Source organism: Bradyrhizobium sp. ISRA464 (assembly GCF_029910095.1).
In the GTDB taxonomy this organism is placed as follows: Bacteria; Pseudomonadota; Alphaproteobacteria; order Rhizobiales; family Xanthobacteraceae; genus Bradyrhizobium.
The window spans coordinates 388311-407530 of record NZ_CP094526.1 but is presented as its reverse complement, the minus strand read 5'-3'; the positions used below and the strand labels follow the sequence as shown (position 1 = coordinate 407530).

The window sequence follows — 19220 nt, the reverse complement described above, 5'->3', positions numbered from 1 at the left end:
CATATGACCGAACCATGGACAGTCTCATCGAATCCTCTTCCCTGACCGGCGTCGAGCCGGACACCATCTCTGTCAAGAACGTCAATCTCTCGCTCGGCACCGGCGCGGCACGGGTTCATATCCTGAAAGATATCAGCCTTCGTGTGGCAGCGGGCGAGGCCATCGGCCTGATCGGCCCGTCGGGCTCGGGCAAGTCGACCTTGCTGATGGTGATGGCGGGGCTCGAACGTCCTGACAGTGGAGAAGTGGTCGTCAACGGCACGTCGTTCAATGCCCTCGACGAGGATGCGCTTGCGCGCTTCCGCGGCCGCCAGGTCGGCATCGTCTTCCAGTCGTTCCACCTGATCCCGACCATGACGGCACTCGAGAACGTCGCGGTACCGCTCGAACTCGCCGGCAGTGCAGATGCGGCGACGCGCGCCGCACAGGAGCTGCAATCGGTGGGCCTTGGCGAACGCCTGCATCACTATCCGACGCAACTCTCCGGCGGTGAGCAGCAGCGCGTCGCAATCGCGCGCGCGCTCGCGCCCGATCCCGCGATCCTCGTTGCCGATGAGCCGACCGGAAATCTCGACGAGGCGACAGGAAAGCAGATCGTCGACTTGCTCTTCAGCAAGCACACCGAGCGCGGCATGACGCTGGTGCTGGTGACGCACGACATCTCGCTCGCGCAGCGCTGCGATCGCGTCGTGCGGCTGCGCTCGGGCCGGATCGACGGGCACTCCGCGACATGAGCGTCGCGTCCGAAGTCGCGGTGCAGGGCCGCGCATCGTCGCTCGCCTTCCGTTACGCGATGCGCGAACTGCGCGGCGGCCTGCGCGGCTTCTATGTCTTCATCGCCTGCATTGCGCTTGGCGTGATGGCGATCGCCGGCGTCGGCTCGGTCGCCGCGAGCCTCGGCGACGGCCTGTCGCGCGAAGGTCGCACCTTGCTCGGCGGCGACGTCGCGTTCTCGTTGATCTCGCGCGAGGCCGAGCCGAGCGAGGTTGCGTTCCTGCGCACGCGCGGCGAGGTCTCGGTCGCAGCCAAGCTCCGCGCGATGGCGCGCAGCAATGACGGTAAGCTGGCGCTGGTCGAGCTCAAGGCGGTCGACGGCAAATATCCGATGCTCGGCGAACTGACGCTCGAGCCGAACATGCCGCTCGCCGATCTCCTCGCCGAGCGCGACGGCGCCTATGGCGCGGCCGTCGATTCGACCTTGCTCGCACGGCTCGACCTCACGCTCGGCGACCGCGTCACCGTCGGCACCGCGACCTACCAGATCCGCAGCGTGATCGCGGCCGAGCCGGACAAGCTCGCCGCCGGCGTCGGCCTCGGCCCGCGGTTTCTCGTCAGCGAAGCCAGCCTGCGCGCCACCGACCTGTTGCAGCCGGGCAGCCTGGTGCGCTGGATCTACCGGGTGAAGCTGCCCGACGGCGCCAACGACGATCGGGCCACCACCGCATTGATCGACGGCGCGCGCAACGCGGCGCCTGAGGCGGGCTGGGAAGTCCGCAGCCGTAGCAATGCCTCGCCGCAACTCGAACGCAACATCAACCGCTTCACGCAGTTCCTGACCCTGGTTGGCCTTGCCGCGCTACTGGTCGGCGGCGTCGGCGTCGCCAATGCCGTGAAGAGCCATATCGACCGCCGCCGCGACGTCATCGCCTCCTTCAAGGCGCTCGGCGCCACCGGCCGCGACGTCTTCACGATCTATCTCACCCAGGTGGTCGTGCTCGCCGGAATTGGCTCGGTGATCGGCCTTGCGCTCGGCGCCGCGCTGCCCTTCGCAATCGTCGGCCTGTTCGGCACGCTGCTGCCGCTGCCGGTGGTGCCGGCCGTGCATCCGGATGAGCTTGCGCTCGCCTTCATCTATGGTCAGCTCACCGCGCTCGCCTTCGGCCTGTGGCCGCTCGGCCGGGTCCACGACGTGCCGGTGGCGGCGCTATTCCGCGAGACCGTCGCCAGCGAATGGCACCGTCCGCGCTGGAGCTATCTCGCACTGATGGGGGTCGTGATTGCCCTGCTGATCGCGGTCGCCATCGGGCTGTCCTATGACAAGCGGGTTGCCACCGTATTCGTCATCTCCTCGATCGCGGTGTTCCTGCTGTTGCGTGGAATTGCCGAACTGCTGATGGCCGTGGCCCGGCGGCTGCCACGCAGCCGCATGACCATGCTGCGGCTCGCGATCGCCAACATCCATCGGCCAGGGGCGCTAACGCCGTCGGTCGTGCTGTCGCTGGGCCTCGGGCTCGCGGTGCTCGTCACCATCACCCAGATCGACGGCAATCTGCGCCGTCAATTCCTGGCTGCGTTGCCGGAGCGGGCGCCGTCGTTCTTCTTCATCGACATCCCCTCCACCGAAGCCGACCGCTTCGGCGCCTTCCTCAAGCAGATCTCCCCGGATTCGACGGTCGAGGACGTGCCGATGCTGCGCGGACGCATCGTCGCCGCCCGCGGCGTGAAAGCCGACCAGCTCAATCCCACCGTCGATTCGGAATGGGTGCTACAGAGCGACCGCGGATTGACCTATACCGGGGAAGTGCCCAAGGGCTCGAAGATCGTCGAGGGCGAATGGTGGGGGCCGGACTATAGCGGGCCTCCGCTGGTCTCGATGGAGAAGAAGATCGCCGACGGGCTCGGCTTGAAGATCGGCGACCAGATCGTGGTCAACGTGCTCGGCCGCGACGTCCCGGCGAAGATCGCCAATCTACGCAATATCGACTGGCAAGGGCTCGGCATCAACTTCGTGCTGGTGTTCTCGCCGAATGCCTTCAAGGGCGCACCGCACAGCCACGTCGCGACCTTGACGGAACCACATCCGGGCTCCGCCGATGACGCCCGCATCATCAAGCAGGTCGCCGACGCCTTCCCGATGGTGACGAGCGTGCGGGTCCGCGAGGCGCTGGAAACGATCGGCAGCGTGGTCAGCAACCTTGTGCTGGCGATCCGCGGCGCCAGCGCCGTGACGCTGATCTCCGCCATCCTGGTGCTGGGCGGAGCGCTCGCCGCCGGCCACCGCCACCGGGTCTACGACGCCGTCATCCTCAAGACGCTCGGCGCGACGCGGGCGCGACTGCTCGGCGCCTACGCGCTGGAGTACCTCTTGATCGGCTTTGCAACCGCCGCGTTCGGAGTCATCGCCGGCTCGATCGCGGCCTGGCTGATCGTCACGCGGCTGATGACGCTGAGCTTCATCTGGCAGGCCGGGAGCGCCATGCTGGTCGTGGTCGCCGCGCTCGTCGTCACCGTCGGATTGGGTTTGGCCGGAACACTGCTCGCACTCAATCAGAAACCCGCTTCGGTGCTGCGGAATTTGTGACAATATGTAGCAGCCGCTAACGGCGCTTTTCCCTATGAATGCCATATCAGAGCGACATTCAGCCGCGCGTGGAAGCTTGCGTCGGATGTGTTAATTTCCCACATACCAACCGGGTCGGATGATCGGTTTGATGACACGGAATTAATGTTCCGCAAACCGCGCCATCTGAGATAGATTTACGACCGGCGCCGCAAATCCCTTGCGCTCCACCGGGACCAACCACGGGAATTCGACCATGTCGGACCTAGACCGTAACTACGCTTCTCCTTTCGGCCGGGCCGCCGGGCGCATTGACGCTGCGGCCGTCGACGCCGGTCTGCGCGCCTACATGCTGCGCATCTACAACTACATGAGCATCGGCCTGGCCATCACCGGCCTCGCCGCGCTCGGAGTCTATATGGCTGCGGTGACCGGCGATCCGTCCGCCGCCGTCGCGAAGTTTGGCAGTGCCTATCTGACGCAGTTCGGCTACGCGATGTTCGTCAGCCCGCTGAAGTGGCTGTTCATCCTCGCCCCTCTGGTGATGGTGTTCGTCATCTCGGCCGGCATCAACCGCCTGGCACCCTCGACCGCCCAGATGCTGTTCTGGGTGTTCTCGGCGCTGATGGGCCTGTCGCTCTCGTCGATCTTCCTGGTGTACACACACACCTCGATCGTGCGCGTGTTCTTCATCACCGCAGCGACGTTCGGTGCGCTCAGCCTTTACGGCTACACCACCAAGCGTGACATGAGCGGCATGGGCTCGTTCCTGTTCATGGGCCTGATCGGCATCATCATCGCCAGCCTGGTCAACCTGTTCCTGGCGAGCTCAGCGCTGCAGTTCATCGTGTCGGTGGTCGGCGTGCTGGTGTTCGCGGGCCTCACCGCCTGGGATACCCAGCGGCTGAAGAACGACTACATCTACGGCTACGCCTCGCAGGGCGGCGCGATTGCAGAGCGCGCGGCGATCACCGGTGCACTCTCGCTCTACCTGAACTTCATCAACCTGTTCACGCTGCTCTTGCAGCTCCTCGGCCAGCGCGACTGACGCGCAACGCCGATCGGACAGATCGAAGCCCCGGCCCAACGGCCGGGGCTTTTCTTTTGCGCGGAGCAAAAATAGTGTCGCGCCATGTCCGATGCAGAAATGGCCCGAACAGAGGTCAGGCCCACCACCGAAGCCGACCTTCCCTCCATCACCGCGATCTATGAGCAGGCGGTGCGCTTCGGCACCGCCACGTTCGAGCTGATCCCGCCCGACCTCGCCGAGATGACCCGCCGCTACAGGGCGCTGATCGATGGCGGCTTTCCCTATTTCGTCGCCGTGCACGAGGGCCGCGTGGTCGGCTATGCCTATGCCGGCCCCTACCGGCCACGCCCCGCCTACCGCTTCACGGTCGAGAGCTCGGTCTATCTGGATCCTGCGGTCCATCGCCGCGGCGTCGGCCTGCAGCTGATGGAGCGCCTGATCGCCGAATGCACAGAGCGTGGCTTCCGGCAGATGATCGCCGTGATCGGCGATTCCGCCAATGCCGGCTCGATCGGCCTGCATCGCAGATGCGGTTTCCAGATGATCGGGACGCATCCCAGCCTCGGCCTGAAGTTCGGCCGCTGGCTCGACACCGTGATGATGCAGCGCGAACTCGGCGAAGGCGGCGCAACGGTGCCGGCGGATTAGACGAGCCGGGGGTATGGGATTCGGAGCCCGGATGAGCGTAGCGATATCCGGGGAAGTCGCATCCGCTTGGCGAGATCGTCCCCGGATGTCGCTACGCTCATCCGGGCTACAATAGCCGCGAATTGACGCGCCTAGACCAGCGCCAGCTTGCGGTCGATCACGAGCAGCACGCGCTCGAGCTCATGGCCGCGGCGCAGGATCAGGCCTGTCGCCGAGATCACGCTGTACATGCCCTGCTTGCGCGCGAGGCGCGGGTCCTTCTCGATCCGGTAGATCGGCACTTCGGAGGCTCGGCGAAACACCGAGAACACCGCACGGTCCTTCAGGAAGTCGATCGCGTAATCGCGCCACTCACCATCGGCGACCATGCGGCCATAGAGATTGAGGATGCGGTTGAGTTCAAGTCGATTGAATGTCACGCGGTTGGGCTGAGGGGCCGCAGCGGCGGGGCGCGCCACGGCGCGACTCCCGCTCGGATCTGTGTCCTCCGACATCAAACTCATCGAGCGCCTCCTGTCATCTCGGCGACGACCTTGTTCCGAAGGTCAGTGCCCCCTCTTCGGGATCGTCACGAGACTGACATGATCGCGCTAAGCGAGGGGCACCGCAAGGGGCCATTCTCGATGCAATCAGGCGGAAACCGTGTCGGAGCGCGACGGATTGTCCAAAAGACTGTCCAAAAAAGAGTCACAGGAACGTTAGAAGAATCATATTGCTGCCCCACTTCCGCCCATCGCCTGCCCCGCTGCTCTGCAAAAAGGAAGCCCTGCGTTGGCCCGGTCCTTTCGGTTCCGGATTCCTCAGCCCCCAGCCCCCCGGGGCCGTCGGGATCGGGCCTGTACGCAGGGGAGTTGATCCCCAACACTGGGCCAACGAAAGTTGGTCCTTTTTGTTTTTGGGCTTCCTCATGCGCGATCGAAACGAACGCGCAGCGTCTGACAGCCTTCGCCTCAACAGATTTCAGGATGGATATCGGTGCCGATGTCTCCGAGAAACGGCGCGCGTTAGCACTCGATCCGGAGGCCTGCGTTCACACAAAGCGTGACGCTGACCTCCGCGATAATGCTGTGCACCTTAATGCAGTGACGTGAACGCCGCACCGAGCATCGGGCCCGGCTTGTCGCGACTGCCATCCTGGACATACACCGCGGCAGCATCGACGCCGTCACGCGTGATGTTCTCCAGCGGCACGGTCCAGCTTCCTGACGAACCGTTCCAGTCGCCGACCTTCAGCAGATTGCGCACCACATTGTGGTAGGTGATCTCGCGGCCGCGATTCTCGCCGCGCCCGATCGAGATCGGCACCGATTTCGAGATCGAGCAGATCCAGACTTCACCACGCGATGCTGCCGGCGACTTGGACGCCGCCACCGAAACATTGATCTGCTTGCCCGTCAGCGTCATCGACACCGGCACGGACATCACGCCGGCGCTCTTGTCGGTGTCCTTGATCGCGCTCTCGATGGAGGCGCGATCGCTGCCGATCACATGCGCCGAGCCGTTGATCACGGCCTGCGGCGTGTAGACATCGCGATCGCCGCGCATATGCGAATAGGCTTTCTGACGTGCGCTGAAACGCGAATCGGCCAGCGTATCCTTCCAGCCGAGATAGTCCCAATAGTCGATCGGCATGCTCAGCGCGATGACGCTGGGATCTTTGGCAAGCTCACCGATGATCTTGTCCGCGGGCGGACAGGACGAGCATCCCTGCGAGGTGAAGAGTTCGACAACAGCACGCGGATCGGCGTGAGCGGGGCGGAGGATCGCGACGATTGCGCAGATACCAAGCGCGCTGGACCAGCGCGAGACACGATTATAGGCCATCATCGCTGTCATACTGCGAACCAGTCGTGATGATTTCCATCCGTATTTGTACGGAGCATGGAGTTGTCCCTGGACTGCGCGCCCCAAACGCGAGAAAGCGGCCTTTTCATAGGCCGCCTTCCTTTTAGCCGCTACTCACTAAGCAGTGAGCCATTGATCACAAATCCGCGTTAGGCGGCGAGTTTGCGCAGCACATAATGCAGAATGCCGCCGTTGCGGTAGTAGTCGAGCTCGTCGAGCGTATCGATACGGCAGAGCAGCGGGACCTCCTTCTTGGCGCCATCGTTTGAAGTGATCTCCGCGGTCAACGTCTGACGCGGCTTCAAATCACCCTGGAGCCCGCGGATCGTGACCTTCTCGTCGCCCTTCAGACCGAGCGAGGACCACGAGGTGCCCTCCTGGAAGGTGAGTGGAAGCACACCCATGCCGACCAGGTTCGAGCGATGGATGCGCTCGAAGCTCTGGCAGATCACCGCGCGCACGCCGAGCAGGCGGGTACCCTTCGCAGCCCAGTCGCGCGACGAGCCGTTGCCGTATTCGGCGCCGGCGAACACCACCAGCGGCACGCCGTCGTGCTGGTATTTCATCGCCGCGTGGTAGATCGGCATCTGCTCGCCGTCGGGCCAGTGCTTGGTCAATCCGCCTTCCGGAATATTTCCGTCGGCGCCCTTCAGCATGAAGTTCTTGATGCGGATGTTGGCGAAGGTGCCGCGCATCATCACTTCATGGTTGCCGCGGCGTGTGCCGTACTGGTTGAAGTCGGCGGGGCGCACCTGGTGTTCACTCAGGAACTTGCCGGCAGGCGAGGTCAGCTTGATCGAACCGGCCGGCGAGATGTGGTCGGTCGTGATCTTGTCGCCGAACATCGCAAGGATCCGCGCATCGACCACGTCGGTGATCGGATCGGGCTCCTTCTTCATGCCTTCGAAGTAAGGCGGGTTCTGCACATAGGTCGAGCTCATGTTCCAGCGATAAGTCTCGCTTTCGGTGGTCTTGATCTTGCGCCAGTTGGTATCGCCCTTGAACACGTCGGCGTACTTCTTCTTGAAGATCGTCGCCGTGACGTACCTCTTCATGAAGGCGTTGATCTCCTTGGCGGTCGGCCAGATGTCCTTCAGGAACACCGGCTTGCCGTCCTTGCCGATGCCGAGCGGCTCGACCGCGAGATCCTTGGTGACGGTGCCGGCGAGCGCATGCGCGACCACCAGCGGCGGCGAGGCGAGATAGTTGGCCTGCACGTCCGGCGAGACGCGGCCTTCGAAGTTGCGGTTGCCCGACAGCACGGCAGCGGCAACGATGCCGTTTTCGTTGATCGACTTCGAAATCTCCTCCGGCAGCGGCCCGGAATTGCCGATGCAGGTCGTGCAGCCGAAGCCGACCAGGTTGAAGCCGACCTTGTCGAGATCCTTCTGCAGGCCGGAATTGGCGAGATATTCGGCAACCACCTGGCTGCCCGGCGCGAGCGAGGTCTTCACCCACGGCTTGGCCTTCAGGCCCTTGGCGGCAGCGTTGCGCGCCAACAGGCCGGCGCCGATCAACACGCTCGGGTTCGAGGTGTTGGTGCAGGAGGTGATCGCGGCGATCACGACGTCGCCATGGCCGAGATCGAAATCGCGACCCTCGACTGCGAAGCGCTTCGATTCACTATCGGGCTTCTTGTACTCGTTGACCAGCGAGGTAGCGAAGCCGGACGCGACCGCCGGCAGCGCGATGCGGCCTTCGGGACGCTTCGGTCCGGCCATCGACGGCACGACGTCGCCGAGATCCAGCGTGAGCGTGGTGGTGAACACCGGATCGGCCGACTTGGCGGTGCGGAACAGGCCCTGCGCCTTGGCGTAGGACTGGACCAGCTTGACGCGATCGGCCTTGCGGCCCGAGGTCTTCAGATAGTCGATGGCCGCGGCGTCGACCGGGAAGAAACCGCAGGTCGCGCCGTATTCGGGCGCCATGTTGCCGATGGTCGCCTTGTCCGCGACCGAGAGATAGTCGAGGCCGGGACCGAAGAACTCGACGAACTTGCCGACCACACCCTGCTTGCGCAGCATCTGGGTGACCGTGAGCACGAGGTCGGTCGCGGTGACGCCTTCCTTGAGCTGACCCTTGAGCTTGAAGCCGACGACTTCCGGCAGCAGCATCGACAGCGGCTGGCCGAGCATGCAGGCCTCGGCCTCGATGCCGCCGACGCCCCAGCCGAGCACGGCGAGGCCGTTAACCATCGTGGTGTGCGAGTCGGTCCCGACGAGCGAGTCGGGGTAGGCGACCTCGAAGGTGCCGGTCTTCTTGCCGACCGTCATCTTCTCCTTCTTGGTCCACACCGTCTGCGCCAGGTATTCGAGATTGACCTGGTGGCAGATGCCGGTGCCGGGCGGCACCACCGAGAAGTTCGAGAACGCCTTCTGGCCCCACTTCAGGAACTCGTAGCGCTCCTGGTTCTGCTTGTATTCCTCGACCACGTTCTTTGCGAACGCCTTGTTGTCGCCGAAGAAGTTGACGATCACCGAATGGTCGATGACGAGATCGACCGGCACCAGCGGATTGATCTTCTCGGCATCGCCGCCGAGCTTCTGCATCGCGTTGCGCATTGCTGCGAGATCGACCACGGCCGGAACGCCAGTGAAGTCCTGCATCAGCACGCGCGCCGGACGGAAGGCGATTTCATGCTCGAGTTGGCGCTTCCTCAACCACTTCGACACCGCGACGATGTCGTCCTTCTTGACGGTGCGGCCGTCCTCGTTGCGCAGCAGGTTCTCCAGCAGAACCTTCATCGAGTATGGCAGCTTCGAAATGCCCTTCAGTCCGTTCTTCTCTGCCTGGGGCAGGCTGTAATAGACGTAGGTCTTGCCACCGACCTTCATGGTCTTGCGGCATTTGAAGCTGTCGAGCGAGGTCATGCGAGGAATCCCAATTCTCAGTTATACCCAGGAAAGGTATTTAAACACCGTCGACCGCGCCGGCCGTGAGGATCGGCCTGATGGCTTGCGGCCGCCAACTGTGTGTGCTGCATCAAGTTCCGGGCTTATAGAATCTTTCTAGAAGCACCGCCACATCGACAAGCGTGCGACAGCGTTGCGCGACCCAAAAATTCTCACGCGGTAGCCAAAGATTTCAGAGGGCTGTGACAAGGAGAAACATGCGGCTCTCGGGACGAAATCTGAAATGCGTGCGTGGCGGCCGCGAGGTATTTTCCGGCCTGGATTTTTCGGCCTCCTCCGGCGAGGTCATCGCCGTCACAGGCCCGAACGGCTCAGGCAAGACGTCGCTGCTGCGCGTCATTGCGGGGCTGCTGGTTCCCGCCGAGGGCGCGATCGCACTGGAAGGCGGCGAGGCCGAGCTGAGCCTGCCCGAGCAGGCCCATTATCTCGGCCACCGCGACGCGCTGAAGCCGGCGCTCAGCGTGCTTGAGAATCTGTCGTTCTGGCGCGAGTTCCTCGGCGGCAAGCCGGAGGATGCCAAACAGTGCCTCGCCGCCGTGGCGCTGGATCACGCCGCACATCTGCCGGCGGCCTATCTTTCCGCCGGCCAGCGCCGCCGCCTGTCGGTCGCACGCCTGCTCTCGGTGCGGCGGCCGGTCTGGCTGCTCGACGAGCCGACGTCAGCGCTGGATGCGGCCGGCCAGGAGTTGTTTGTCGGATTGATGCGGGATCATCTCGGCGGCGGCGGGATTATCATGGCCGCGACCCACATGCCGCTCGGACTCGAATCACGCGACCTGCGGATGGGAGGCGTCCAATGACCGCCCTCGCCGCGTTGATCCGCCGCGATATCAAGATCGCGCTTCGCGTCGGCGGCGGTGCGCTGATCGGCGTGCTGTTCTTCCTCACCGTCACGGTGCTGATGCCGTTCGCGGTGGGACCGGATCTCGCGCTGCTGTCGCGGCTCGGCCCGGCGATCCTCTGGCTCGGCGCGCTGCTGGCGAGCCTGCTCACCCTCGATCGCCTGTTCATGGCCGACCACGACGACGGCTCGCTCGACCTCATCGTGATGAGCCGGATGCCGCTGGAACTCGCCTGCGCGGCCAAGGCATTGGCGCATTGGCTCGCCGCCGGCCTGCCGCTGATCGTGGCGACGCCTGTGCTCGGCCTGCTGCTCAATCTCGACGGCGCCGCGACGTTGGCGGTCGCGCTGACCCTGCTTGCGGGAACGCCGGCGCTGACCTTCACCGGCATGATCGGCGCGGCATTGGCCGTGACGCTGCATCGCGGCGGACTGTTGCTGGCGGTGCTGGTGCTGCCGCTATCGATTCCGGTGCTGATTTTCGGCGTGGCGGCCTCTCAGGCGGCGATATCGGGGCCCCTCTCGTTCGGAACGCCGTTCTCGATCCTTTGCGCGCTGTCGCTCGTCAGCTTCGTAATCGGCCCATTTGCTGCGGCCGCGAGCCTGCGGCACGGGCTGGACTGAGGTAGCGTTCGATCAATTCTTGACGAGGGGAATTCGGCCAATTGCCTGCGACACATCAGACGATTATCAGGGTGCCATGACGCTGATCGACCTTGCCAACCCGACCAGGTTTCTGGCGCTGACCGCACGCATCCTGCCGTGGCTGGCGGGCGCGACCGCGATCCTGCTCGCGATCGGCCTCTATCAATCGGCCATGGCGCCCGACGACTACCAGCAGGGCGCCACGGTGAAGATCATGTTCATCCATGTGCCGAACGCCTGGCTGTCGATGTTCGTCTGGAGCGTCATGAGCGTGGCCGCGCTCGGCACCTTGGTGTGGCGCCATCCGCTGGCGGATGTCGCGGCCAAGGCCGCGGCACCGATCGGTGCCGCCTTCACCTTTCTCGCGCTGGTCACCGGCTCGCTCTGGGGCCGGCCGATGTGGGGCACCTATTGGGAGTGGGATGCGCGGCTGACCTCGGTGCTGATCCTGTTCCTGATGTATCTCGGCCTGATGGCGCTGTGGCGCGCGGTGGAGGATCCCTCGCGCGCGGCGCGGGCGGCGGCGGTCCTCACTTTGGTCGGTGCGATCAATATCCCGATCATCAAGTTCTCGGTCGATTGGTGGAACACGCTGCATCAGCCGGCCTCCGTGTTCCGCATGGGCGGGCCGACGCTCGACAAGGCGTTCCTGTGGCCGCTGCTGGTGATGGCGCTCGCCTTCTCGCTCTTGTTCGTCACGCTGCATCTGGCGGCGATGCGCAACGAGATCCTGCGCCGCCGCGTGCGCAGCTTGCAGATGATGCAAGCCAGCCGCATAGCGTTTACGAGCGAAGTGGGCACCGGTTCGCGTGAAGAAGACGCGTCAAAAGAAATTGGGGCGGCCTGACCATGTCGCTCGGACCCTACGCCCCCTTCATCGTGACGTCCTACGCGGTGGTCACGGCGGTCGTGCTGCTCTTGATCATCTGGATCGCCGCCGACTATCGCCGGCAGCAGGCCCGCCTGAAGGAGATCGAGGCCAGCGGCGTGACACGCCGCTCCGGGCGCAGCACTGGAGATGTCCGATGAGCGAACAGGCGACGGACTCCCCACCGCAGGGCCGGCGCTGGCTGGTGGCGTTGCCGCTGATCATCTTCCTCGGTCTTGCCGGCCTGTTCCTGCTGCGGCTCTATGGCGACGATCCCTCGAAGATTCCGTCGGCGCTGATCGGCCGGCCCGCGCCGCAGACCCCACTGCCCGCGCTCGACGGCCTGGTGAAGGACGGCGCACCTGTGCCGGGCCTTGACCCCACCGTGTTCAAGGGCAAGGTCAGCGTGGTCAATGTCTGGGCGTCCTGGTGCGTGCCCTGCCACGACGAGGCGCCGCTGCTGACCGACCTCGGCAAGGACAAGCGCTTCCAGATCATCGGCATCAACTACAAGGACACGCCCGACAACGCCCGGCGCTTCCTCGGCCGCTACGGCAATCCATTCGGCATCGTCGGCGTCGACGGCAACGGCCGCGCCTCGATCGAATGGGGCGTCTACGGCGTGCCCGAGACCTTCGTGGTCGGGCACGAGGGCAAGATCGTCTACAAGCTGGTCGGCCCGGTGACCCCGGACAACGTCGACACCGTGCTCAAGGCCGAGATCGAGAAGGCGCTCGCGGCGGGCAGCTAGCCCTTCCGCACATCGCCCGCCTCGGCTTCGCTGGCCTCCAGCGAGACCGGCTCGAGGTGGTAGCGCTTGGTCAACGGCATCTGGGCGATGGCGAAGATCATGGTCAGCGGCGTCACGCCGAACACCTTGAAGTTCACCCAGAAATCCGTGGTCTGCGTGCGCCAGACGGTCTCGTTCAGGATCGCCATGCCGGCGAAGAACAGCGCCCAGCGCAGCGTGAGGATGCGCCAGCCCTTCGGCGTCAGGTTGAACATCTGGTCGAACATGACGGCGATGAAGGAGCGGCCGAACAGCAACCCTCCGCCGAGCACCGCCGCGAACAAGCCGTAGATAATGGTCGGCTTGACCTTGATGAAGGTCTCGTCGTGCAACACCAGCGTCAGCGTGCCGAACACCAGCACGATCACGCCGGTCACCAGCGCCATGATCGGCACGTGCTTGGTCACCACGTAGGATGCGATCATCGCCGCGACGATCGCGACCATGAATGCGCCGGTCGCGACGAACAGATGGTACTTCGCGTTGGCGATGAAGAACACGAGCAGCGGCCCGAGTTCGGTGGCGAGTTTGAACAGCGGATGCGGCTGGGTCTTGTCCATCACCTAACCTTTGTTGCCGTCATCACCCGCGACCACGGGCGATCCGGTATTCCGAGAGACCTCGTTTCCAGTCCGCGGCGCGGCGTGCTGGATGCCCCGCCCCGCGTAGCATGACGAGGGGAACCTTAAGACTCGATTCCGGCGATCGCCTTGGCAAAATCCTTCGCCGTGAAGGGCGCGAGGTCCTCGACGCCTTCGCCGACGCCGATGAAATGCACCGGCAGCTTGTGTTTCTCCGACAGCGCGACCAGGATGCCGCCACGCGCGGTGCCATCGAGCTTGGTCATCACCAGGCCGGTGACGCCCGCCGTACGATGAAATGCCTCGACCTGCGACAGCGCATTTTGTCCCACCGTGGCATCGAGCACCAGCAGCACCGCGTGCGGCGCCGATGCATCGACCTTCCTGATCACGCGCACGACCTTTTCGAGCTCGTTCATCAGCTCGGACTTGTTCTGCAGCCGCCCGGCGGTGTCGATCAGCAGCACGTCGCGCTGCTGCTCCTTCGCCGCGGTCAGCGCGCTGAAGGCGAGGCTCGCCGAATCCGATCCCTGCGCGCCGGCGATGACCGGCGACTTGGTGCGCTCGCCCCAGACTTTCAGCTGCTCGATCGCCGCGGCACGGAACGTGTCGCCGGCGGCGAGCATCACCTTGCGGCCCTCGGCGGAGAATTTCGCGGCGAGCTTGCCGATCGTGGTGGTCTTGCCGGACCCGTTGACGCCGACGACGAGGATGACGAACGGCTTCTTCGAGGTGTCGATCTCGAGGGGCTTCGCCACCGGCGACAGCACCTTCTCGACCTCGGTCGCGACCACCTCCTTCACCTCGTCGGCGGAGATCGCCTTGTCGTAGCGTCCCTTGCCGACCGCATCCGCGATGCGCACGGCGACCTCGGTGCCGAGATCGGCGCGCAGCAGCACATCCTCGATGTCGTCGAGCATGGCGCGATCGAGCTTGCGCTTGATGACGAGATCGGCGACCGCCGTCCCGAGCGCACCGGAGGTCCGCCTCAGGCCGCCCTTCAGCCGCTGCCACCAGCTCAGTTTTGTTCCCGGAGTATCGTTCATGGTGCAGGTGTGTTAGCCGTTTCGCCTCGCAAACGAAAGTCTCGACGAATTGATCGATGTTCCCTCTTTGAGCGCGGAAGAAATCCTGGCGCGGGTGCTCCACCGTGACGGGCTGATGCTGGTCATCGACAAGCCGGCCGGGCTGCCGGTGCATCGCGGCCCCAAGGGCGGGCCCAATCTGGAGGCATCGTTCGACGCGCTGCGGTTCGGCCTGCCGCGGCCGCCGGTTCTGGCGCATCGGCTCGACAAGGATACCTCCGGCTGTCTGGTGCTGGGACGCCACCGCAAGGCGACCGCCTCGCTCGGGCTGCTGTTCAAGCACGGCAAGATCTCGAAGACCTATTGGACCGTGGTCGAGGGCGGCCCCGCCGAAGACGAAGGCACCATCGACCTGCCGCTCGGCAGACTCAACGCCGAGCGCGGCTGGTGGCAGAAGCCGGACCCGGACGGGCAGAAGGCCGTCACCAACTGGAAAGTGCTGGGGCGCGGCGAGGGTCTCACCTGGCTCGCGATGGAGCCGGTCACCGGCCGCACCCATCAGCTTCGGGTGCATTCCGCCGCCGCAGGCTGGCCGATGGTCGGCGACAATATCTACGGCAACGGCCCGCGCTTCGGCGAGCCGATCCTGCACCTGCACTCCCGCGAGATCGGAATCCCGATCTCCAGGAACAAGGAGCCAGTGCAGGTAGTCGCGCCGGCGCCGGCGCACATGCGCGAGCGGCTCAAGGCCTGCGGCTGGAACGGGGAGTGATCGTTGCGCCGGCGGATCTTGCGGCGACAGCAGGAACCCAAAACGACTGCAACTGTCGTTATTGCAGGAACGCGCGCCCGATGACCGGCTCCGCGAAGGTTTCGGCGGCGAATTTCTGATTCAACTGTCAAACAGCTTGCTCAGTGTCATCACCCGCGCATGCGGGTGATCCAGTATTCCAGAGACGTCAGGGCTTGATCGAGAGGCCGCAGCGTACTGGATGCCCCGTGCGCGGGGCATGACCACCGGGAGGATGCGAGCGCGCATTCTCGCGGTGCGATGCGTACGATCCGCAGCTCTCTCCACGGTCGTTGCGAGCCAACGGGTCGCGCGAATGCGCGCCCGATGACAGGCTCCGCGAAGGCTTCGACGGCGAGTTTCTGATTCAACTGTCAAACAGCTTGCTCAGTATCATCACCCGCGCATGCGGGTGATCCAGTATTCCAGAGACGTCAGGGCTTGAACCGAGAGGCCGCGGCGTACTGGATGCCCCGCATGCGCGGGGCATGACGACTAAGAGGATGTGAGGCCGCATTCTCGCGACATGATTTGCCCGAGTTTTGCTCTTCGTTTCGCCCGCTTGATCAGAGGGCGCAGGGAAAGCCGGGTGCCGATCGCACCCATGGGCCCTGTGCAACAAAAAAAGCACAGGGGTAGGACCACAGGTGAGACCGAAGAACACTCCGGCTTTCCCTGCGCGATGGGTTACGGCTTACTTCGTGCTCTCCCCGGCGAGACTTGGCTTTTTTGTCACCGTCTTCGCAAAGACGCGTTCCGCGTCTTGCGAAGAGACACCTGCCACTGGGGCGTCAAGACCACACGACTTCACCGTCCGCGTTGCATGCGTTCGTCGATCGCACGCTTCGCGTCCACCGCATCTCACCGCAACACTCGTGACGATCGCGAAGCGCCCCTCAAGCGGGTGAGATGGAGGCATTAGACCGCTGAGTTGGGTCAATCGCGAAGCGGAAATTTGCCCGTCGGGTTAATTTGTCGCAGGTCTCGTCTTCGCTCGCACAAGCGCACAAGAACCGTAGAGCGCGGCGACATGTAGCGATACAGAACGGGGTCCTTGGTCACGGTCAGCAGGAGTGCAAAAAGCGCAACCATGGGCCAAAAGGCCGCTGCGAGAAATTCCGCGAATGTCATATCTGGAGTTGTGTGGCGCCAAGCTACAAAAATCCATTAAGAGGCAGACTAAAAAGCTCGTCGTCGACGTACCGCACGCAATCGGCCGGCGCGGCGGCCGGTAATGAGCACCTGGTCGCCCTGGTTGGCGAAACGGAGTGCGGCCTGCTCGGTCGATGCCGGAACTGCCGCCCGTTATGATCACGACTTTTTCGTTCTGCATGGTCGGTTCGACTTATCGCTGTAAAGTTCGAAGTGGTCAAAGCGGGCACAAACTATCGCTTCGATTTCATCGGCTCAGTGGTTGCGAAGTATTGAACCAGGGCGTGAACACATTAACGCCATGGGTACGCGCCCTGGTTCGGCTCTAACCCAACGCGCGGTCAGTAGTCCCAGAAGACCGGCACCCAACGAAACGCGTCGCCGTCCACCGCGACCCGACCGACAGACGGGAATGGCAGGTGAGTGGCCACCAACATCTCGCCGGTCTCCGCCAGCTCCCGCAAAAGACGGACCCGAACGCGCGCCGCCTCTTCGGGGTCGTGCTCGAAGCCGTTGTGCCAGTCGGGTTGCTCGAACCCGACCGTAAACACCGCGTCGCCGGCGAACGTCAGCGCGTCGCCGCCGGACGCCAGGCGGACCACGCTGTGCCCGGGGGTGTGGCCGCCGGTGCGACGGACGACGACACCCGGCGCCACCTCGTGCTCCTCATCGAACTGCCGCAGCTGGTTGTGGTATTCTTTCGCGAACCGCTTGGCGGCCAACCGAAGCGCGTCCGGGAACCCCGGCGGCATGGCGGTGTGGGAGAAATCGGGCGACTCCCAGAATTTGACCTCGGCGGCCGCCACGTGGATCCGCAGGTCCGGACGCAGCCGGTCCTTCACCCCGTCGACGAGCAGCCCGCCAATGTGGTCCATGTGCATGTGGGTCAGCACCACGTCGGTCACGGACGCAAGATCAATGCCGGCGGCGTCCAGTCGCTTGATCAACTGCCCGGCCCGCGGCAAGTGCAAGTCCGGGTCGCCCCCTAGTCCAGCGTCGATGAGGATGGTCCGACCGCCGCTACGCACCACGACCGCGTTCAGCGCCCAGTCGAAAGCGTCCGGCGGCAGGAACATGTCATTCAGCCAGGCCGCCCGGGTGGCCGGGTCGGCGTTGTGTGCCAACATTGCGGTTGGGAGTGGTAGCACGCCATCGCTGACCACCAGCACGTCAATCTCGCCGACCCGCAGCGCGTAGCGCGACGGGACCAACTCTTCCAGTCCCGGTCTGCCGGGCCGTGAGGTGTATTCCAGGCTCATGGTTTTCTCCTGTTGAGCGTTGCGGATGATCTGATTCATCTTTGAAAACTCCTGTTCGATCTTGGAGGGAGGGCCGCGCTTCCCGCGTGGGAAGCGCAGTCAATGCTGGTGTTCAGAGATCGGTGACGCGCTCCGGATCAGCCGACGCGAGCGCAGCGGCGCGCTCGGGCTTCGGCGGATAGATCCAGACGGTGTTGATCTCCTGCTTCGTCTTCTTGGCGACGTCGCCGACCATCTCCACATTGCGCTCCCAGCCGCGCGTGAACAGCGCGCCCGCCTCGCCGAGATCGAGACACGTGACGTAAGCCTTCTGGTGGTAGGGCTTGGTCGGAACGCCGAGCAGCTCCGCTGCGGCGTTGTTGCCGGCAAAGGCGCCCATCCGCGTGGCGTGCTGGCACGACATCAGTGCGTAGTTGCCGTCGTCGTCGCAGGCGGCGCGGGCGGCATCGCCGGTGGCGAAGACGCCGGCGATACCCAGCACGCGCAGATCGCGATCCACCAGCAGCCGGCCGAAATTGTCGCGCTCGGCGGGAATCTGCGCCGTCAACGGCGCGGCGCGAATGCCGGCCGCCCAGACCACTGTCTCGGATTCGATGTGCTCGCCGGTCGACAGGGTGACGCCCGATTTGTCGAGCGAGGCAACGCCGGCCCCGAGCCGGGTCTCCACGCCGAGCTTGCGCAATGCTTCCTCGATGACGGGGCGGGGGCCTTCGCCCATGTCGGGAGCGATCGCGCTGTTGCGGTCGACGATGATCACGCGCGTCTTGGCATCCTTGCCGAAGATTTCGCGTAAGCGCGCGGGCAGCTCGGTTGCCGCCTCGATGCCGGTGAAGCCGCCGCCGACGACGACGACCGTATCGCGCCCATTGACGGCCGGGCGGTCGGCCAGACTGTGCAGATGCTTGTCGAGCGCGATTGCGTCATCAAGCGAGTCGACGCTGAAGCTGTGCTCGGCCAGGCCCGGAATGTTGGGGCGGAAGAGGCGGCTGCCGGTGGCGACCACCAGACGGTCGTAGGACATTGTCTTTCGCGCGCCCTTGGGAGTCGAGATCTGCACACACTGAGCCTTGGTGTCGATCGTCTCGGCGCTGCCCGGGATGTAGTCGACGTCGATCGCCTTGAGGACATCAAGCAGCGGCGCCGTCAGGGTTTCCGGCTTCGGCTCATAGAGCCGCGGGCGGACCACCAGCATCGGCTCAGGTGCGATGAGCGCGATCTCGAGCTCTTCCGGCGAAACGCCCTGAATGTCGCGCAGGCGGGCCGAGGAGAGGGTGGCGTACATGCCGGCGAAGCCGGCGCCAATGATGAGCAGTCGCATGTGGTTTACTCCTGGGTTTGATTTGCTCGGAACGCACGCGCGTCATCGCCGCCGCCCTATGTCGGCAGAGCCTGTTGCGATCGACGATGACGCGAAGAGGTGAAACGAGACCGCCGGATCCTTACGGCGCGGTGCAGTTCGCTAGCGAGGAAAGCAGCGCCTGGTCTTCACATGCCGCGTGACAGCTTCTCGGGCCCAATGGCCAGCCGCGCAGGACTACCGGCACCGTAGATTTC

General features: G+C 64.5%; 17 protein-coding genes. 10 read left to right on the top strand and 7 right to left on the bottom strand.

The annotated features are described in order from the left end of the window. Positions 1-14: 14 nt before the first annotated feature. The 4 genes from MTX19_RS01955 (at position 15) to MTX19_RS01940 (ending at position 4958) form a co-directional block, all read left to right on the top strand. Positions 15-734, top strand: coding sequence for an ABC transporter ATP-binding protein (locus tag MTX19_RS01955; protein ID WP_280985812.1), 720 nt, complete (start codon positions 15-17; stop codon positions 732-734). Further along, positions 731-3301 carry an ABC transporter permease gene (locus tag MTX19_RS01950; protein WP_280985811.1) on the top strand — a complete coding sequence of 857 codons (2571 nt, stop codon included), beginning with the start codon at positions 731-733 and terminating at the stop codon, positions 3299-3301. Before MTX19_RS01955 ends, MTX19_RS01950 begins: the two co-directional genes overlap by 4 nt. Positions 3302-3536: 235 nt before the next feature. After that, a complete protein-coding gene (locus MTX19_RS01945) occupies positions 3537-4328 on the top strand; it encodes a Bax inhibitor-1/YccA family protein (protein WP_280974981.1) in 792 nt (263 codons plus the stop codon). Between the two features lie 99 nt (positions 4329-4427). Beyond that, positions 4428-4958: a GNAT family N-acetyltransferase gene (locus tag MTX19_RS01940; RefSeq protein WP_280982220.1), complete on the top strand. Its 531-nt coding sequence runs from the start codon at positions 4428-4430 to the stop codon at positions 4956-4958. A 131-nt stretch (positions 4959-5089) separates the two neighbouring features. On the opposite strand, the gene MTX19_RS01935 is transcribed toward MTX19_RS01940, so the two are convergent. The 3 genes from MTX19_RS01935 to acnA all read right to left on the bottom strand — a co-directional run bounded on the left by MTX19_RS01935 (position 5090) and on the right by acnA (position 9673). Further along, entirely contained in the window at positions 5090-5461 is a 372-nt protein-coding gene (locus MTX19_RS01935; RefSeq protein ID WP_280982219.1) for a DUF2794 domain-containing protein, read from the bottom strand. A gap of 571 nt (positions 5462-6032) precedes the next feature. After that, entirely contained in the window at positions 6033-6794 is a 762-nt protein-coding gene (locus MTX19_RS01930) for a DUF1223 domain-containing protein (RefSeq protein ID WP_280982218.1), read from the bottom strand. Between the two features lie 158 nt (positions 6795-6952). Then, entirely contained in the window at positions 6953-9673 is a 2721-nt protein-coding gene (gene acnA, locus MTX19_RS01925) for an aconitate hydratase AcnA (RefSeq protein WP_280982217.1), read from the bottom strand. 239 nt (positions 9674-9912) lie between these two features. Here acnA and ccmA point away from each other — a divergent pair, with 239 nt between their 5' ends. The 5 genes from ccmA (at position 9913) to MTX19_RS01900 (ending at position 12820) form a co-directional block, all read left to right on the top strand. After that, positions 9913-10515 carry a heme ABC exporter ATP-binding protein CcmA gene (gene ccmA / locus MTX19_RS01920; protein WP_280982216.1) on the top strand — a complete coding sequence of 201 codons (603 nt, stop codon included), beginning with the start codon at positions 9913-9915 and terminating at the stop codon, positions 10513-10515. Next, positions 10512-11180 carry a heme exporter protein CcmB gene (gene ccmB, locus MTX19_RS01915; RefSeq protein WP_280982215.1) on the top strand — a complete coding sequence of 223 codons (669 nt, stop codon included), beginning with the start codon at positions 10512-10514 and terminating at the stop codon, positions 11178-11180. The genes ccmA and ccmB overlap by 4 nt, the downstream gene beginning before the upstream one ends. Before the next feature lie 76 nt (positions 11181-11256). Further along, positions 11257-12048, top strand: coding sequence for a heme ABC transporter permease (locus MTX19_RS01910; RefSeq protein ID WP_280982214.1), 792 nt, complete (start codon positions 11257-11259; stop codon positions 12046-12048). A gap of 2 nt (positions 12049-12050) precedes the next feature. After that, positions 12051-12230 (top strand): heme exporter protein CcmD, encoded by a 180-nt coding sequence (gene ccmD / locus MTX19_RS01905; RefSeq protein ID WP_280982213.1) that lies wholly within the window; start codon positions 12051-12053, stop codon positions 12228-12230. Then, positions 12227-12820, top strand: a complete 594-nt coding sequence (locus MTX19_RS01900) for a DsbE family thiol:disulfide interchange protein (RefSeq protein WP_280982212.1) — start codon at positions 12227-12229, stop codon at positions 12818-12820. Before ccmD ends, MTX19_RS01900 begins: the two co-directional genes overlap by 4 nt. On the opposite strand, the gene MTX19_RS01895 is transcribed toward MTX19_RS01900, so the two are convergent. Both MTX19_RS01895 and ftsY read right to left on the bottom strand, forming a co-directional pair. After that, a complete protein-coding gene (locus MTX19_RS01895; RefSeq protein WP_280982211.1) occupies positions 12817-13419 on the bottom strand; it encodes a septation protein A in 603 nt (200 codons plus the stop codon). The two genes, MTX19_RS01900 and MTX19_RS01895, sit on opposite strands and share 4 nt — an antisense overlap. A gap of 125 nt (positions 13420-13544) precedes the next feature. Continuing rightward, positions 13545-14486 carry a signal recognition particle-docking protein FtsY gene (ftsY, locus tag MTX19_RS01890; RefSeq protein WP_280985810.1) on the bottom strand — a complete coding sequence of 314 codons (942 nt, stop codon included), beginning with the start codon at positions 14484-14486 and terminating at the stop codon, positions 13545-13547. A 49-nt stretch (positions 14487-14535) separates the two neighbouring features. Between ftsY and MTX19_RS01885 the strand changes: the two genes are divergently transcribed. Next, positions 14536-15237, top strand: a complete 702-nt coding sequence (locus MTX19_RS01885; RefSeq protein ID WP_280982210.1) for an RNA pseudouridine synthase — start codon at positions 14536-14538, stop codon at positions 15235-15237. A gap of 1511 nt (positions 15238-16748) precedes the next feature. On the opposite strand, the gene MTX19_RS01880 is transcribed toward MTX19_RS01885, so the two are convergent. Next, positions 16749-17705: an MBL fold metallo-hydrolase gene (locus MTX19_RS01880; RefSeq protein ID WP_280982209.1), complete on the bottom strand. Its 957-nt coding sequence runs from the start codon at positions 17703-17705 to the stop codon at positions 16749-16751. A gap of 73 nt (positions 17706-17778) precedes the next feature. Continuing rightward, the gene (locus MTX19_RS01875) at positions 17779-18984 is read right to left on the bottom strand and encodes an FAD-dependent oxidoreductase (protein WP_280982208.1); all 1206 of its coding nucleotides are present in this window, start codon (positions 18982-18984) and stop codon (positions 17779-17781) included. Positions 18985-19220 lie beyond the last annotated feature (236 nt).

Coding starts and splice junctions, on each gene's coding strand:
- MTX19_RS01955 (WP_280985812.1), top strand. CDS start 15: ATGGACAGTCTCATCGAATCCTCTTCCCTGACCGGCGTCGAGCCGGAC.
- MTX19_RS01950 (WP_280985811.1), top strand. CDS start 731: ATGAGCGTCGCGTCCGAAGTCGCGGTGCAGGGCCGCGCATCGTCGCTC.
- MTX19_RS01945 (WP_280974981.1), top strand. CDS start 3,537: ATGTCGGACCTAGACCGTAACTACGCTTCTCCTTTCGGCCGGGCCGCC.
- MTX19_RS01940 (WP_280982220.1), top strand. CDS start 4,428: ATGGCCCGAACAGAGGTCAGGCCCACCACCGAAGCCGACCTTCCCTCC.
- MTX19_RS01935 (WP_280982219.1), bottom strand. CDS start 5,461: ATGAGTTTGATGTCGGAGGACACAGATCCGAGCGGGAGTCGCGCCGTG.
- MTX19_RS01930 (WP_280982218.1), bottom strand. CDS start 6,794: ATGACAGCGATGATGGCCTATAATCGTGTCTCGCGCTGGTCCAGCGCG.
- acnA (WP_280982217.1), bottom strand. CDS start 9,673: ATGACCTCGCTCGACAGCTTCAAATGCCGCAAGACCATGAAGGTCGGT.
- ccmA (WP_280982216.1), top strand. CDS start 9,913: ATGCGGCTCTCGGGACGAAATCTGAAATGCGTGCGTGGCGGCCGCGAG.
- ccmB (WP_280982215.1), top strand. CDS start 10,512: ATGACCGCCCTCGCCGCGTTGATCCGCCGCGATATCAAGATCGCGCTT.
- MTX19_RS01910 (WP_280982214.1), top strand. CDS start 11,257: ATGACGCTGATCGACCTTGCCAACCCGACCAGGTTTCTGGCGCTGACC.
- ccmD (WP_280982213.1), top strand. CDS start 12,051: ATGTCGCTCGGACCCTACGCCCCCTTCATCGTGACGTCCTACGCGGTG.
- MTX19_RS01900 (WP_280982212.1), top strand. CDS start 12,227: ATGAGCGAACAGGCGACGGACTCCCCACCGCAGGGCCGGCGCTGGCTG.
- MTX19_RS01895 (WP_280982211.1), bottom strand. CDS start 13,419: ATGGACAAGACCCAGCCGCATCCGCTGTTCAAACTCGCCACCGAACTC.
- ftsY (WP_280985810.1), bottom strand. CDS start 14,486: ATGAACGATACTCCGGGAACAAAACTGAGCTGGTGGCAGCGGCTGAAG.
- MTX19_RS01880 (WP_280982209.1), bottom strand. CDS start 17,705: ATGAATCAGATCATCCGCAACGCTCAACAGGAGAAAACCATGAGCCTG.
- MTX19_RS01875 (WP_280982208.1), bottom strand. CDS start 18,984: ATGCGACTGCTCATCATTGGCGCCGGCTTCGCCGGCATGTACGCCACC.